General features: G+C 39.3%; 12 protein-coding genes and 1 riboswitch. Of the genes, 4 read left to right on the top strand and 8 right to left on the bottom strand.

The genetic code is table 11. The annotated features are described in order from the left end of the window. Positions 1–2: 2 nt before the first annotated feature. The 3 genes from NSQ17_RS18710 (at position 3) to NSQ17_RS18700 (ending at position 4459) form a co-directional block, all read left to right on the top strand. Entirely contained in the window at positions 3–836 is an 834-nt protein-coding gene (locus NSQ17_RS18710; protein ID WP_017368351.1) for a PRD domain-containing protein, read from the top strand. 325 nt (positions 837–1161) lie between these two features. Further along, a complete protein-coding gene (locus NSQ17_RS18705; protein ID WP_039165021.1) occupies positions 1162–3069 on the top strand; it encodes a beta-glucoside-specific PTS transporter subunit IIABC in 1908 nt (635 codons plus the stop codon). Further along, complete coding sequence (locus NSQ17_RS18700) at positions 3041–4459, top strand: glycoside hydrolase family 1 protein (protein WP_035702586.1); 1419 nt, start codon at positions 3041–3043, stop codon at positions 4457–4459. Before NSQ17_RS18705 ends, NSQ17_RS18700 begins: the two co-directional genes overlap by 29 nt. A gap of 212 nt (positions 4460–4671) precedes the next feature. Here the strand turns inward: NSQ17_RS18700 and NSQ17_RS18695 are convergent, their stop codons facing one another. From NSQ17_RS18695 to NSQ17_RS18685, 3 genes are read right to left on the bottom strand one after another with little or no spacing between them, the layout of a single operon-like run. Beyond that, positions 4672–5064 carry a hypothetical protein gene (locus tag NSQ17_RS18695; protein WP_342467685.1) on the bottom strand — a complete coding sequence of 131 codons (393 nt, stop codon included), beginning with the start codon at positions 5062–5064 and terminating at the stop codon, positions 4672–4674. Then, positions 5042–6031, bottom strand: a complete 990-nt coding sequence (locus tag NSQ17_RS18690) for a GNAT family N-acetyltransferase (protein WP_342467684.1) — start codon at positions 6029–6031, stop codon at positions 5042–5044. The genes NSQ17_RS18695 and NSQ17_RS18690 overlap by 23 nt, the downstream gene beginning before the upstream one ends. Next, a complete protein-coding gene (locus tag NSQ17_RS18685) occupies positions 6028–6204 on the bottom strand; it encodes a PqqD family protein (protein WP_342467683.1) in 177 nt (58 codons plus the stop codon). Before NSQ17_RS18685 ends, NSQ17_RS18690 begins: the two co-directional genes overlap by 4 nt. Positions 6205–6872: 668 nt before the next feature. On the opposite strand from NSQ17_RS18685, the gene NSQ17_RS18680 reads away from it, so the two are divergent. After that, positions 6873–7490: a cupin domain-containing protein gene (locus NSQ17_RS18680; RefSeq protein ID WP_235701784.1), complete on the top strand. Its 618-nt coding sequence runs from the start codon at positions 6873–6875 to the stop codon at positions 7488–7490. 151 nt (positions 7491–7641) lie between these two features. Here NSQ17_RS18680 and NSQ17_RS18675 read toward each other — a convergent pair whose 3' ends face one another. The 5 genes from NSQ17_RS18675 to NSQ17_RS18655 form a co-directional block, all read right to left on the bottom strand. Further along, entirely contained in the window at positions 7642–8763 is a 1122-nt protein-coding gene (locus tag NSQ17_RS18675; protein ID WP_025208229.1) for a 5-methyltetrahydropteroyltriglutamate--homocysteine S-methyltransferase, read from the bottom strand. Positions 8764–8850: 87 nt separating this feature from the next. Next, positions 8851–8963: riboswitch (SAM riboswitch) on the bottom strand. 81 nt (positions 8964–9044) lie between these two features. Further along, entirely contained in the window at positions 9045–10364 is a 1320-nt protein-coding gene (locus NSQ17_RS18670; protein ID WP_342467682.1) for a gluconate:H+ symporter, read from the bottom strand. A gap of 50 nt (positions 10365–10414) precedes the next feature. Beyond that, positions 10415–11836 (bottom strand): four-carbon acid sugar kinase family protein, encoded by a 1422-nt coding sequence (locus NSQ17_RS18665; protein WP_342467681.1) that lies wholly within the window; start codon positions 11834–11836, stop codon positions 10415–10417. 6 nt (positions 11837–11842) lie between these two features. Continuing rightward, positions 11843–12736: a 2-hydroxy-3-oxopropionate reductase gene (garR, locus tag NSQ17_RS18660; RefSeq protein WP_342467680.1), complete on the bottom strand. Its 894-nt coding sequence runs from the start codon at positions 12734–12736 to the stop codon at positions 11843–11845. Positions 12737–12936: 200 nt separating this feature from the next. Continuing rightward, complete coding sequence (locus NSQ17_RS18655) at positions 12937–13794, bottom strand: MurR/RpiR family transcriptional regulator (RefSeq protein ID WP_326112052.1); 858 nt, start codon at positions 13792–13794, stop codon at positions 12937–12939. Positions 13795–13823: the final 29 nt, after the last annotated feature.

Here is a 13823-nt window from a genome sequence, read left to right as displayed (position 1 = left end):
AATTGATCATTTCGAAAGTAATCAACAATAATGTGGTCAGTGCGTATGATGACGAGCAGCATGAACTGGTCATTATGGGCAGAGGGATTGCGTTTCAAAAGAAAAGCGGAGACCCGATTGACGAAGAACGTATCGAAAAAGTATTTTCCATTCAAAATAAAGATATATCAGAAAAATTCAAAACCCTGCTTTATGATATTCCGATCGAGTATATGCAAGTGTGTGAGGCAATTATCGATCACGCAAGAACGACCCTTAACAAAAATTTAAATGACAGCATCTATGTCACATTAACGGATCATATTACCTTTGCTATTGAACGTCATCAAAAAGGAATGGACATTAAAAATGCCTTGCTTTGGGAAATCAAACGGCTGTACAAAGAGGAATTCATGTGTGGTGTAGAAGCGATTCGGATCATACAGGACAAGCTCAACATCCATCTTCCCGAGGATGAAGCAGGCTTTATTGCGATGCATATTGTCAATGCAGAACTGAATGAGGAAATGCCGAATGTCATTCAAATTACAAAACTGATTCAAGATATTTTGAACATCGTAAAGTATCATTTCCAAATTGATTTGGACGAAGAATCATTAAACTATTTCCGTTTTGTCACGCATTTGAAGTTTTTTGGACAGCGTCTGTTTAACGAAACACAAATGGAAAATCAAAATGAGTTTCTGTATGAAGTGGTAAAGGAAAAAAATACAGCCGCTTTTCAATGTGCGGAGAAAATTAATGACTATGTTCAAAAAGAATACAACCGAAGTCTCATAGAAGATGAGATGTTATACTTAACTTTGCACATCGATCGAGTCATAAAAAGAAAATAAATCAAAAAGAAAGCGTTGACATATCAAAATTAACATGCTAATTTATAACTATAAACTTAATAACCCACAATCTTTTAGGATTGTTACTGGTCAAGCAGGCAAAACCTAAATCATTGTCCCTATCTTTGATAAGGCATGATTTAGGTTTTTTTGTATCTAAAGGCTTATAAAATTGAATAACGATCAATCGCTATGAAGGATTGTTACTGGTTAAGCAGGCAAAACCTAAATATCGATTAATGTCTGAATCGCTATTTTTCGGGCATTAATGGATGTTTAGGTTTTTTCTATATCAAGATGAAATCAACGATTGGAGGGTAACACAATGAACCACAAACAAACAGCAAAAGAAGTTCTAGAGCTTGTCGGCGGTGAAAAGAATGTAAAGCAAGTCACGCACTGTATGACAAGGCTCCGCTTCAACCTATACGATGAAAGCAAAGCGGATAAAGAGAAGCTGCAATCAACAGACGGCGTCATGGGCGTGAATCAAAGCGGCGGTCAATACCATGTCATTATTGGCAACGACGTATCAAACGTCTATCAAGCAATGATTGCTGATTCTGGGTTATCAGCCGATGTGAAATCAGGCGGTTCAGAAGAAGCTTCAAAACAAAATGTGATTTCTAAACTTTTCGATTTTATCTCTGGTGTCTTCACACCGATTCTTCCAGCCATCGCTGGAGCTGGTATGATCAAAGGGATCTTGGCATTAATGCTGACGTTCCAATGGATCTCAGATAAAAGCAGCACATATGCGATTTTAACAGCTATCGGAGACGGAGCCTTTTACTTCTTACCGATTCTGCTTGCTGTAAGCGTAGCCAAAAAAATTGGCACAAATCAGTATATCGCCGCTGCCATTGCAGCAGCCGCACTGCACCCGCAGTTAACGGCTTTACTAGGCGCAGGAAATACAGAATTTCTAGGGCTACCAGTGGTTGCCGTTGTGTACTCTTCATCGGTGATTCCAATTCTACTCACTATCTGGCTCGGCTCATATGTTGAAAGATTCGCGGAAAAATATAGTCCGAAATCACTAAAAATCATTCTTGTTCCAACAGTTACACTTCTTGTCGTGGTACCAGTTATGCTCATCGCGGTTGGACCGCTTGGTGGTATTATCGGAAATGGCCTTTCAGGTGGAATTGATTTATTGTTCAAACATGCAGGTATTTTGGCCGGACTCTTAATCGGTGGCTTTATGTCACCATTGATCATTACGGGCATGCACTATGCACTACTTCCAATCATGATCAACAACATTACATTAAACGGTTTTGACTTCATTCTTCCAATGATGTTTGTAGCGAATATGGCACAAGCAGGCGCAGCATTCGGTGTCTTCTTAAGATCAAAAAACAAAACATTCAAATCATTGGCGATGTCTACAAGTATCACTGCGTTAATGGGTATTACTGAACCTGCTATGTATGGTGTGAACATGCGATTGAAAAAACCGTTCCTTGCAGCCCTCATTGGTGCAGCAGCAGGCGGCGTGTTCATGTCTATCTTCAAAGTAAAGTCATATGTGATATCAGGATCAGCAGGTCTTCCAGGTCTCCCAACGTTCATTGGACCGACATTTGTTTACTCCATCATTGGATTAGTGATCGGCTTTGTTGTAGCAACCATCATGACACTTGTTCTAGGGTTCAAAGATGTACCAGTGAAAGATGATACAAAAGCAGACAAACCAGAAGAAAAGAAAGACACAGTAGCGCTTCAAAATGAAGTGGTACAAAGCCCGCTTGAAGGTCAACTAAAGCCGCTCAATCAAGTAAATGATGCAACATTCTCTAATGAAATCATGGGTAAAGGAACAGCCATTGTCCCAACAGTTGGACGTGTAGTAGCACCGTTCAACGGTAAGGTTGAAACCATTTTCCAAACGAAACATGCCATTGGTTTAAAGAGTGATCAAGGCACAGAGCTTCTCATCCATGTGGGGATTGATACAGTAAAACTTGGCGGTAAACATTTCACAAGTCATGTGCAGTCAGGTGATCTCGTTCAAGCAGGAGATCTGCTAGTTGAATTTGATATCAAGGGCATTCAGCAAGAAGGCTATGATGTAACAACGCCAATTATCGTCACCAACACAAATGATTATGCACAAGTTAATGCGAAAACAGATGGGGCGATTACAGTAAAAGAGACATTGCTTACAGTCAGTGTAGAAGAAAATGAGGAGGGCATTCAACATGACCAATTTAGAAAAAACATTTCCTAAAGGTTTCTTATGGGGCGGCGCAGTAGCCGCCAACCAAATTGAAGGTGCTTATAACAAAGATGGAAAAGGCTTATCAACAGCGGATGTATCACCACACGGTATTATGCACCCATTCGATGAATCAATGAAGGACCTTAACTTATATCATGATGCGATCGACTTCTATCATCGCTACAAAGAAGATATTGCCCTGTTTGCAGAAATGGGATTCAAGTGCTTCAGACTATCCATTTCTTGGCCACGTATTTTCCCAAATGGCGACGATGCGGAACCGAATGAAGCGGGCCTCGCTTTCTATGAAAAAGTATTTGATGAACTGCATAAGCATGGAATTGAGCCAGTTGTCACGATCTCTCACTATGAAATGCCACTTGCACTTGTGAAAAACTACGGCGGATGGAGAAACCGTAAGCTTGTGGGTCTTTATGAAACATACGCTAAAACATTGTTCACTCGCTTTAAAGATAAAGTGAAATATTGGATGACTTTCAATGAAATTAACGTCGTCTTACATGCTCCTTTCACAGGGGGTGGCCTTGTATTTGAAGAAGGCGAAGACGAGAAAAGCATTCAATATCAAGCAGCGCATCATCAGTTTGTTGCAAGTGCTCTAGCTGTTAAAGCAGGACACGAAATCATTCCAGATGCGAAAATCGGTTGTATGATTGCAGCGATGACCACATATCCGTACAGCTCAAGACCTGAAGATATGTTTGCTGCGATTGATCAAGATCGTAAAACATTGTTCTTCTCAGATGTACAGGCAAGAGGCTATTACCCTGGATACATGAAACGTTATTTCCTGGAAAATAACATCAACATTGAATTCCAAGACGGTGACGAAGACATTCTAAGAAACCATACAGTCGACTATATCGGCTTCAGCTATTATATGAGTTTTGTGACAAGTACAGATCCAGAGGTACTTGGACAAGTGACTGGTGGCAACCTATTTGAAGGCGTGAAAAACCCTTATCTAGAAGCAAGTGATTGGGGCTGGCAAATTGATCCAAAAGGACTTCGTACAACACTAAACCAACTATATGACCGCTACCAAAAACCATTGTTTATCGTAGAAAATGGATTGGGTGCTGTGGATCAAGTAGAAGAAGACGGCTCCATTCAAGACGATTACCGAATTGATTACCTCAGAAGTCATTTGCTTGAGGCAAGAGAAGCGATCGCAGACGGCGTTGATCTGATCGGCTATACAAGCTGGGGCCCAATTGACCTTGTCAGCGCATCAACAGCTGAAATGAAAAAACGCTACGGCTTCATTTATGTCGACCGTGACAATGAAGGCAACGGTACATTAGATAGAAAGAAAAAGAAAAGCTTTGATTGGTATAAACAAGTGATCGCGACAAATGGAAAGCATTTAGACGCATAAATAGAGAAAATATTGTTTGGTTTCTTTGAGAACTCATGGTGTCATAAAACGATGAAAACAATTTGAATCGAGGCATTATCATTCTTTAGGTGTCACTTTGGAATGATAATGCTTTTTGTTTTATGAAAAAGACAAAATTGTACAAAAAATAAACCACACTTTAAATTTTTGCGTGGTTCAAATAAATCATATGATCTTTCGAATATATTTATTTATGCTTTTGAAGAAGAGCTTTGATCTTCAAAAAGTGGTTTTAATTCGATAATATCAAGTAATACTGATTCTTCAAGTCTTTCTTTTATATATCTAAAATCTTGATTATTTTGAGATATAATATCTTTTATGGATTTGATACCATTGATTTTACTTAAAAAAGTAAACCATTCATAAGCATCGCGTGAATCAACAAGGTATTCAATGCTATTATTAATAGTGATATATAATAAGTTATCCTCTTGTAAAGGCATTAAAACATCTATGTTTTCTTTTAGTATTGGAATGTGTAATATATTAATCGTGAGAGCTGCGTCTTGGTTTAAGTTAAAAGTGAAATCGCAATAACAATCAATCTGCTTTTTATAGTCATCGTAGCAACCTTTTTTCAAATTCTAATTCATCTTTGACATTTATTCCGTAATTTCCTATAGAGGGAATTGTCGGCTTAAGCATTCTTGCTTTATCAATTGCACCGACATAGATGTTTTTGAAAGAATATCCCTTTCTTTGATAAAACCTAATGGCATTTAAGTTATCATTACTAGTGATTAAATTAATAGATTGTATATTTTGTGTTTTTAAATGTTGTTCTAACTCAAAAAGCAATTTACTGCCAACCCCATGGTACTTTTCTAGAGCCTCTAAAGTCAGGATTTCCGCCTCTTCTTTGAATATTTTGTAAACTAATATTCCTACTATAGTATCTCCACGTTTAGCCAACATAATGTTTTCATTTAAAACATTATAAGTTGTCCCTTTAGACACCATAGTCGTTCCACCCCAATGTTCATTGAAAAAACATGTTAACCAAGAAAAGTCTTTTGAACTTGGCTGAGTTACTGTCAATTCTTCTGAAAGAGAACATTTTTTTGAAAGCTGGATATGAGCTATTTCGTTGTCATTCGCTTGATCCTTAGAAAAATTGATTGAGATACCTAGTTTTTCGGCGTTTATTTGAGCAAGTTTTTGTGCGTAGTTCGAAAAATCTTCAGGGTCAATACCAAAATGAAAAAAACTTTCAGGTGGATTCTTTTTGTACCACAATTTGCTACTGATGACATATTCGTTTTGTTTTGTTTCAGTTATGTTGATATCATCATATAATAGTGCTCTTCCTTCAATAAACTCTACGACAAATTCATCTAATTTGTTTGGAGTAAATAAACGATTTTTTTCTTGAAAATATCCTATTGCACTTAATTTACTGTGAATCCAATTAATTAAATCATCCTCGTTTAGTTCATGATCTCTTGCTAGTGCCATTAGCATTGCAATGTAATTAACGATTGTTTTGCTTCTCTTAGTTGAAATGTTTTTATAGATGTTTTCTAGAATATCATCATTCAGTTTATTCATTTTACATATACAACTTCCTTTTCAATTAATTGTTTACTCAATGCTTGCAGGTCTTCGATACAAGTTTGAACATCTGTATTATATTCTTCAGCAATTTCCATTACTATTGAAATATACTCTCTTTGTCCGTCAATTCGTTCATAAAAATCAGCTGCGACTTGATTTAGGGACATGCCCGGTTCGATAATGATACCTTTTAAGTACTTTCTTGTTCATTATCAGGATTTTTCACGAAAATTGTATTATTTTCCATTGTGATTCCCTCCATTCTTTCTTACTATAACAAGGTACCAAGATTGTGGCTTTGGCTCGTTTGTGTCAGGTTATGATTTAAGATTTTATTACCTTCAAAGGATATATGTATAGTTGATTTTCTTTGACAAAATCATTATATAAATAACATTCATTATGAGTCAGCAAAGATTGTACACTCCTTTCATAAAGTGTTAGGGTATGAAAAACTAGTTATTAATGTCCTCCAGCAACAACTACATTACGAATCTCAACAAGACATGGAGTTTTATAATTTTTTTGATGTAACATTCCTCCTATATATGTATTAAATTCCTATTTTATATCCTAACAAAAGTGATAATAGCATGTCGTTTATATTTTTTTCAATATTTAAATAATGATTTTTTGACAAATTTTATGTTTATAAAGTAATAGTGATGAGTAGATTGATAGTTTGTAAAAAAGAAGTTGGAGAAAATACAAAAGATGGCTAGAATCATCGGTTATTTTAATCTAGGAAGGCGTTTATGGTTTTAGAGAGCTGTATATCCACTAAATTGAATTCTAAATGGTATAGGATAATCTTTTAGGCTTGCCTGAGGGAACAATGGCAAAAGCAGTATTGTACGCTGCTAAAGAATCAGCTGGATTTTCAGCACATTTTGATGCGTATTGCAATTTCATTTTTCAACTTAAAGGGAAAAAGAAATGGAAGTTGGCTGAAAATTTTAATACAGTGAATCCACTTCAACATTATGAATTAATTGAGGCTCCTCATTTGCCAGATCCAGATCCATTAAAGTCGTATTGGAATGGTGATTTTCCTGATGAAAATTTATCTAATGGAAGGGAATTGATTTTGGATACGGGATCATTTTTATTTCTTCCAAGAGGTTGTTGGCATTCAACTAGTTCTTCTGAAGAAACCATTGCACTAAACTTTACCTTCGGTCAGCCAGCTTGGCTAGATCTAATTTTAATAGAATTAAGGAATCGATTGATTCAAAAAGACGAATGGAGAGAACTCGTTAATATTGATCTTTTGGATGAAAATGAACGAAAAAAGGTAGAAGAAAAATTAAAATCAATGATAAATAATTTGCCAAACGATTTCAAAGGAATTTCAGTAGGGGATATACTGGCAAGAAAGAAAGATGACTTAGATGTATATCAATCTACACAACTTGTTGTAAGACAACTTATGAGTATAAAAGATGGTTTTTAAGAAGATAACTTATATTCATTATCTTCTTAACTCTACTATAGAAGTATGACGATTAAACTTAATATAATGTTGATAGAGATGACAAAAAATAAAGAACCGCCAAAAAAGCGGTTCTTTATTATGACGGTAAGCTTTTTCTGCAGATTTCCGCCTATTTCCACACTTGATCCGCAATCTCAATCACATGACGCAGCTTTTCCCATTGCTGTTCTTCTGTTAACAAATTGCCTTCCTCTGTTGAGGCGAATCCACATTGTGGGCTCAAACAGATTTGGTTGATGTCCACATATTGTGCCGCTTCCTCGATTCTTCTTTTGATCTGATCAACGGGTTCAAGTTCCCCATACTTTGAAGTGACAAGACCTAGTACGATTTGAAGGTTTGGATTTTTCACATAACGAAGGGGTTCGAATCCGCCAGAACGGTCATCGTCGAATTCTAAGAAGAGACCATCCAAATCGAGACCCGCAAAAATCGTTTCTGCCGCTGCCTCATAACCACCTTCGGCTGCCCAAGTTGATTTAAAGTTACCACGGCAAATGTGCATAGTGATCACTAAATCATCTGGTCGATCGGCAACCGCTTCATTGATTGTTTTCGCAAACGATTCACGCAGTTCATCTTCCTCGCGGCCAAAAGCTTTGATTTGTTCATGTCCTTTTTCAGAAAAGAACACAGCCCAAGCTGTATCATCTAGCTGTAAGTAACGGCAGCCTGCATCATAAAAAGCACGGATGGCTTTTTTATAAGCTTGTGCCACGTCATGGTGAAAATCATCTAAGCTGTCGTACACACCTTCTTCAAGCTTTCCACGGAAAAAGAGCATATTCGGACTTGGAATCGTCATTTTAGCCGTATGGTCACCCGCGATGCTGTGAAGGAAGCGATAATCCTCCAGCATTGGATGATCAGTAAAATCAATCTTACCTGTTACTTTGATGCCTCTGGCTTTTGTTGTCGTATTGTGGAATTGAATACCTTGATCCGCTTCAAATCCTTCGACTCCATCGAGTCCCTCAAGAAAGTCAAAATGCCACCATGCACGTCTGAATTCTCCATCTGTGACAACCTCTAATCCAATTTCTTTTTGCTTCTCTACAATACGAGTGATTTCTTCATTTTCAATTTGTCTGAGCTGTTCTGCTGTCAGTGTACCGTCTGCTTTTTGCTTGCGGGCTTCTTTGATGCGTTCAGAACGAAGTAAACTCCCTACTTGATCTGCGCGAAATGGCGGCTTTGTTGTTTTCTTACCAATGGTTTGTACTTGTGTCATGTTGAATCCCTTCTTTCTTCAAGTTATAAATCAAATAAAAAAGCTCTTCCTTGGATAAGGAAGAGCATCATATACTGTGAGATCTCTGCCTTATCTTCAAACAAGCATCAGCTTGTTTAAGGAATTAGCACCATTCTGTTCCTAGGAACAGCGGTTGCCGGGTTTCACAGGGCCAGTCCCTCCACCACTCTTAATAAGGTTACCTTTGATTCAATTTTCTTAATAAACACAATTATTCAATCTTTTCGAGAAAAAGTCAATGGTTTTTCCTATTTATTTTCCTACATAAACAAATCAGCGACGAGAACACCAGCTAATCCAACAAGTGAAAGAACAGTCACCATTAATGTCCAAGTTTTAAAAGTTTGGGCCATCGACAGATTAAAGTATTCTTTGTAAATCCAGAAACCCGCATCATTCACGTGAGAGAATGTAATACTGCCGGCGCCTGTTGCAATCACCATTAATTCTGGGCTGACTCCCGTCAAGCCAATCAGCGGTGCAGAAATGCCAGCTGCTGTGAGACCCGCGACAGTCGCTGACCCTAAAGAGACACGAAGGACAGCTGCAATCAGCCAAGTGAGGAGCAGAGGAGACAGTGTGCTTCCTTGCATAATCCCTGCAATGTATTGATCAACACCGCTGTCAATGAGCACCTGTTTAAAGGCGCCGCCTCCTGCAATGATCAATAGAATCATCGCAATGGAACCAATTGAATCCGTAATCGACTTCATGACGTCCTGCATGCTCTTTCCTCTGCCAAGACCAAATGTGTAGATGGCAAGCAGCACAGAGATTAATAGGGCAATCGCCGGCTCACCTAAAAACTCAGCCGCCGGTAGCAGCGGGGAGGACGGGAAGAAAATTTCTAAACATGCTCTGAATGTCATGAGCAATACAGGTAAAATAGCGGTGAAAATACTAATGCCGAAGCTTGGCATTTCCTCTTCTGTAAATTCCTTTGGATTAAACAAGTCCTTTGGAATGTGTGCATGCAGTTGATCTTTCTTAAATAGTTTCGTAAACAAAAGTCCGCCTACTAAAACAGCAGGAATGGCTAAAATAATTCCAACCAATAAGGTTTGTCCCATGTTGGCTTGAAATACATTGGCAATGGCTGTCGGCCCTGGGTGAGGAGGGAGGAAGCCATGTGTTGTAATGAGTGCAGCGACGAGCGGCATTCCCACATACAACACAGGAAGTCTTGCGGCTTGAGCAATGGTAAAGACTAATGGAATAAGAATAATGAATCCGGTTTCATAAAAAAGAGCAATTCCGATAACAAATCCAGTCAGCATCGTCGCCCATTGGATTTTCCCGATACCAAAGCGGTCGATGAGTGTCATGGCAATACGCTGAGCACCGCCAGAATCAGCCATCAATTTACCAAGCATCGCTCCAAAGCCAAGAACCAACGCCAGATGGCCGAGTGTACTTCCAAGCCCTTTTTCGACTGAAGAAATCGCTTCAAGTGGTGACATGCCTTCTAAAACGGCAACGATTAAAGAGACAATAATCAACGAAATGAAAGCGTTTAACTTAAAGACAACCATGAGTAAAAGTAATAACAAAACGCCAAGTCCGATAAAAACTAACGACATGATCTTTCCTCCTTTGTGCTGCATAAGGGAGCGTGAACGCCCCCTCTGCTTTATCCTTCAAGTATGTCTACTGCTTCTTTTAACGTATCCTTTGAGCCAACATTTCCCGGGAAAATCACATAAGACATAAATGGGAATTTGCTTTCTTCTCCTGTTTGCCAAACGGGAATACCTGGTCTGATTTGACCTGCGACGGTCGCACGTTTGACGCTGAGTCCTCTTGTTCCAATATCGCTTGAGGTGATTCCACCTTTGGCAATGAGGTACTTAGGGCGAATGGAGAGGCGCTGAACAATGCTCGTCACAGCATCACTAATCTGAACAGACAGTTTCAATTCTTCCTCTTGACGATCGTCCCCAAGATCAAGCCGTTCTCTCCTTGTATAAACAGCAACCGATTGCCCGGTTGTTAAAAGCCGTTCAGTTTGTTGAATCACGAGGTCAATTTCCTCTTGAAATGCTTCAGGTTCTAACACGAGGTGTGTATCAAATTCAATAAATGCAATGTCTTTATTTTGCTGCAGTGCTCGCAATTGTTCGGTTGTTTTTTTGACATGGGAACCGACCATGATGAGGCCACCGTGCGTGCTTTCTTCCTGTATTAAGTCTTGTCTAGTTAATAGTGCTTGATCCTCAACACCGCCAAGCACTTTTGTGAGAGCTGCCGCACTTCTAAATAGAAAGTGCTGACCTGCTTTGATGGCATCTATGAGGGCAATGACAAAGACTTTGACATCGTCATAGTCTACTGCATTTACAACCACTTTTTGAAAATCCTTCACGGTCATCAGCTGATCCTTGATTTGTTCAATACGTAAAGACCGGATATCTTCTAAAGAAATATAAGTAGTGTTTTCCTTAGTGAACGATCCGTTTGATTTCTCTTCGATCCATTCTCCGAGGTGAGAAGATTGAAATCCGAATGTACGATCCAATGCAAATTCTGTGTCACCAGCAGGAATTAATTCGTGACCTTCCTGTACGTAGTGAATATTGCCAATCGTAAAGCGGCCGCCTTCTTTAAAAAAGGGAAGAAGGATTTCGCCGTCAAATTGGCAGGAGCTTTGCTGTTCAATGGTCGTTCTGAGAATGTCAGTCTCTAGCGGGAAGTGTCCACGCAGGGTGGAGTCCCCCCGGCTGACAATGATGAAATCTTGATCAAGCCGTTCAGCCGTTTTCACAATCGTTGATGCGATCGTTTCATGAAGAACCGCCGTTTCTTTCTCTGTCATACTGCGAGAGTTGGTTAAGATAAAGAACATACGGCTGTCTTCAAGAAAACCAGCTTCAATGCTTTTCTCTGACCAATCGGTGAAAACAGAGACGCCGTGTACGGTTTGAATGCCTGTTGGGTCATCGTCTAATACAATCACTTTATGGTGAAAATGGTTTAGTGCTTGTTCGTATGCTGATTGAATGCGGTCTGAATCCGCTTTCGGAATGGCATTTAGTAACTCAATGCTTTGTTTCATAGAACCTCATCCTTTCTTCACTTCAACATGAGCCATTTTTTCGTAATATTGAACGATCCCACCGTGATCAAGTCCAGACTTTCCGTCCGCTTTGAGGGCGTGGAAGATTTCCAGCAGCTGACTAGAAAGCGGGAGAGGAACGCCGATATCGTGGGCAGTTTCCATGACATTGGTTAAATCCTTTAAGTTGATGTCAATACGTCCGCCAGGCTCAAAGTTTCGTTCTAAAATGAGAGGAACCTTCGCATCGAGTACAGCACTTCCTGCCAGTCCACCTCGGATGGCTTCATACATTTTATCAATCGCAATGCCAGACTTAGCGGCAAGGACGAGTGCCTCGGACATGGCAGCGATATTTAAGTTGACGATGATTTGATTCGCAAGCTTAGCAGTTGTCCCGCTTCCATTTGATCCAACTAATACGACATCTGTGCCCATGGCATAGAGGACATCCTTTACTTGTTCAAAGATCTCTTCTTCTCCGCCCGCCATAATCGCAAGTGTCCCGTCTATCGCCTTTGGCTCTCCGCCACTGACAGGAGCATCGATAAATTCGACCTGATGCTGTTTTGCCAGTGCCGCTAATGCTCTAGAAGTAACAGGTGAAATAGAGCTCATATCTATAATAATCGTGCCAGGTTTTGCTGTAGCCAATATGCCTTGTTCACCTGCTACGACTGCTTCTACATGCTCACCTTTTGGAAGCATCGTGATTATGATATCGCTTTCAGATGCTGCCTCAGCAGCTGATGCAGCTGCATTTGCGCCCACTTCTTTTAATGCTAGAACAGATTCTGTATGAATATCGAAAACAGTCACAGTATGACCGGCTTTTAATAGATTGAGTGCCATAGGTTTCCCCATAATGCCTAATCCAATGAATCCAATTTGTTTTGCCATTTTGTCCGCCTCCTATTTAGAAACCCCTTACAAAAAGCGCTTTCTTTTCTTTTTGTTAGTATATATACTATCGATTTAAATTAATAGTAGGAAATAAACTATTGTTCATTTAATGTACATGACGAAATAGGAATGTGTCAACGGAAAATATGAGAAAAGTCACAAAAAAAAGACCGGAAACAGCTCCGGTCTATGGTCGATTATGTTTTATTTTTAGCTACAGCTAATCGAGAACGTTTGACGTTGTCGATTGCATTTGCTCCTAATTCTAAAACAGCTGTGACGTACAAAACATCAATAATCACAAGCTGATTAATACGAGAAATCATTGAGTCAGAACGATAGGTTGTTTCTCTCGATGAACTGAGCAGATGAAAGTCGGATTTCTTGGCGAGCTCTGATTTCGGATAGCTCGTAATCGAGGCGACCGTTGCACCTTTTTCCTTTGCAAATTGCACGGCATCAAGGATTTCTCTACTTTCCCCTGAATGTGAGATCGCGACGATAAAATCATGTTCCGTTGCATGTGTTGCAATCATATTCATCATATGAGGATCACTGCATAGACTCACTTCAAATCCAAGCTGGAGAAACTTATGATAGGCATCCCCGGCAATAAAACTGGAGGCACCTGCTCCAAAGAAGACGGTTTTATGAGCCTGTTTCATTTGCTCAATAAATTGTGTCACAGCTTGGTCTTCTAAAATATGTTTCATATCCTGAATAGAGTTGGTTGTTAACTCTATGACCTTATGTTTAATATCTGCGACACTATCAGATGCTTCGATCTCACCGTATATGGATTGAGGTGTATTGGTCGCAATATCCTGCGCGACATGGACACGAAACACTTGATAGGACTCATAGCCAATTTTTCGCAGAAAACGAAAGATCGTCGTTTCACTTGTGTTGCATTCAGCAGCGAGTGCACTAATCGAATGAAGCACAACTTTCTGAGGGTTTTGTAAAATGTAATTGGCAATCTTTTTCTGGGTAGGGGACAAACTATGAAATGTTGTCCGGATATGACTAAAAATATTCTCTTCTATGATAAACACCACACTTCATCTAACATTCTATCTTAAGC

This window comes from Bacillus sp. FSL W8-0629 (assembly GCF_038593225.1).
Lineage (GTDB): Bacteria > Bacillota > Bacilli > Bacillales > Bacillaceae > Bacillus > Bacillus altitudinis.
Note: the sequence above shows the minus strand (reverse complement) of the source record. Positions and strands in the feature narration are given on the sequence as shown.

Bases quoted from the DNA above. Each gene is read 5' to 3' on its own strand.
- NSQ17_RS18675 (WP_025208229.1), bottom strand. From the start codon at position 8,763: ATGACACAAGTACAAACCATTGGTAAGAAAACAACAAAGCCGCCATTT.
- NSQ17_RS18680 (WP_235701784.1), top strand. From the start codon at position 6,873: ATGGCAAAAGCAGTATTGTACGCTGCTAAAGAATCAGCTGGATTTTCA.
- garR (WP_342467680.1), bottom strand. From the start codon at position 12,736: ATGGCAAAACAAATTGGATTCATTGGATTAGGCATTATGGGGAAACCT.
- NSQ17_RS18700 (WP_035702586.1), top strand. From the start codon at position 3,041: ATGACCAATTTAGAAAAAACATTTCCTAAAGGTTTCTTATGGGGCGGC.
- NSQ17_RS18670 (WP_342467682.1), bottom strand. From the start codon at position 10,364: ATGTCGTTAGTTTTTATCGGACTTGGCGTTTTGTTATTACTTTTACTC.
- NSQ17_RS18665 (WP_342467681.1), bottom strand. From the start codon at position 11,836: ATGAAACAAAGCATTGAGTTACTAAATGCCATTCCGAAAGCGGATTCA.
- NSQ17_RS18705 (WP_039165021.1), top strand. From the start codon at position 1,162: ATGAACCACAAACAAACAGCAAAAGAAGTTCTAGAGCTTGTCGGCGGT.
- NSQ17_RS18685 (WP_342467683.1), bottom strand. From the start codon at position 6,204: ATGTCCCTAAATCAAGTCGCAGCTGATTTTTATGAACGAATTGACGGA.
- NSQ17_RS18690 (WP_342467684.1), bottom strand. From the start codon at position 6,031: ATGAATAAACTGAATGATGATATTCTAGAAAACATCTATAAAAACATT.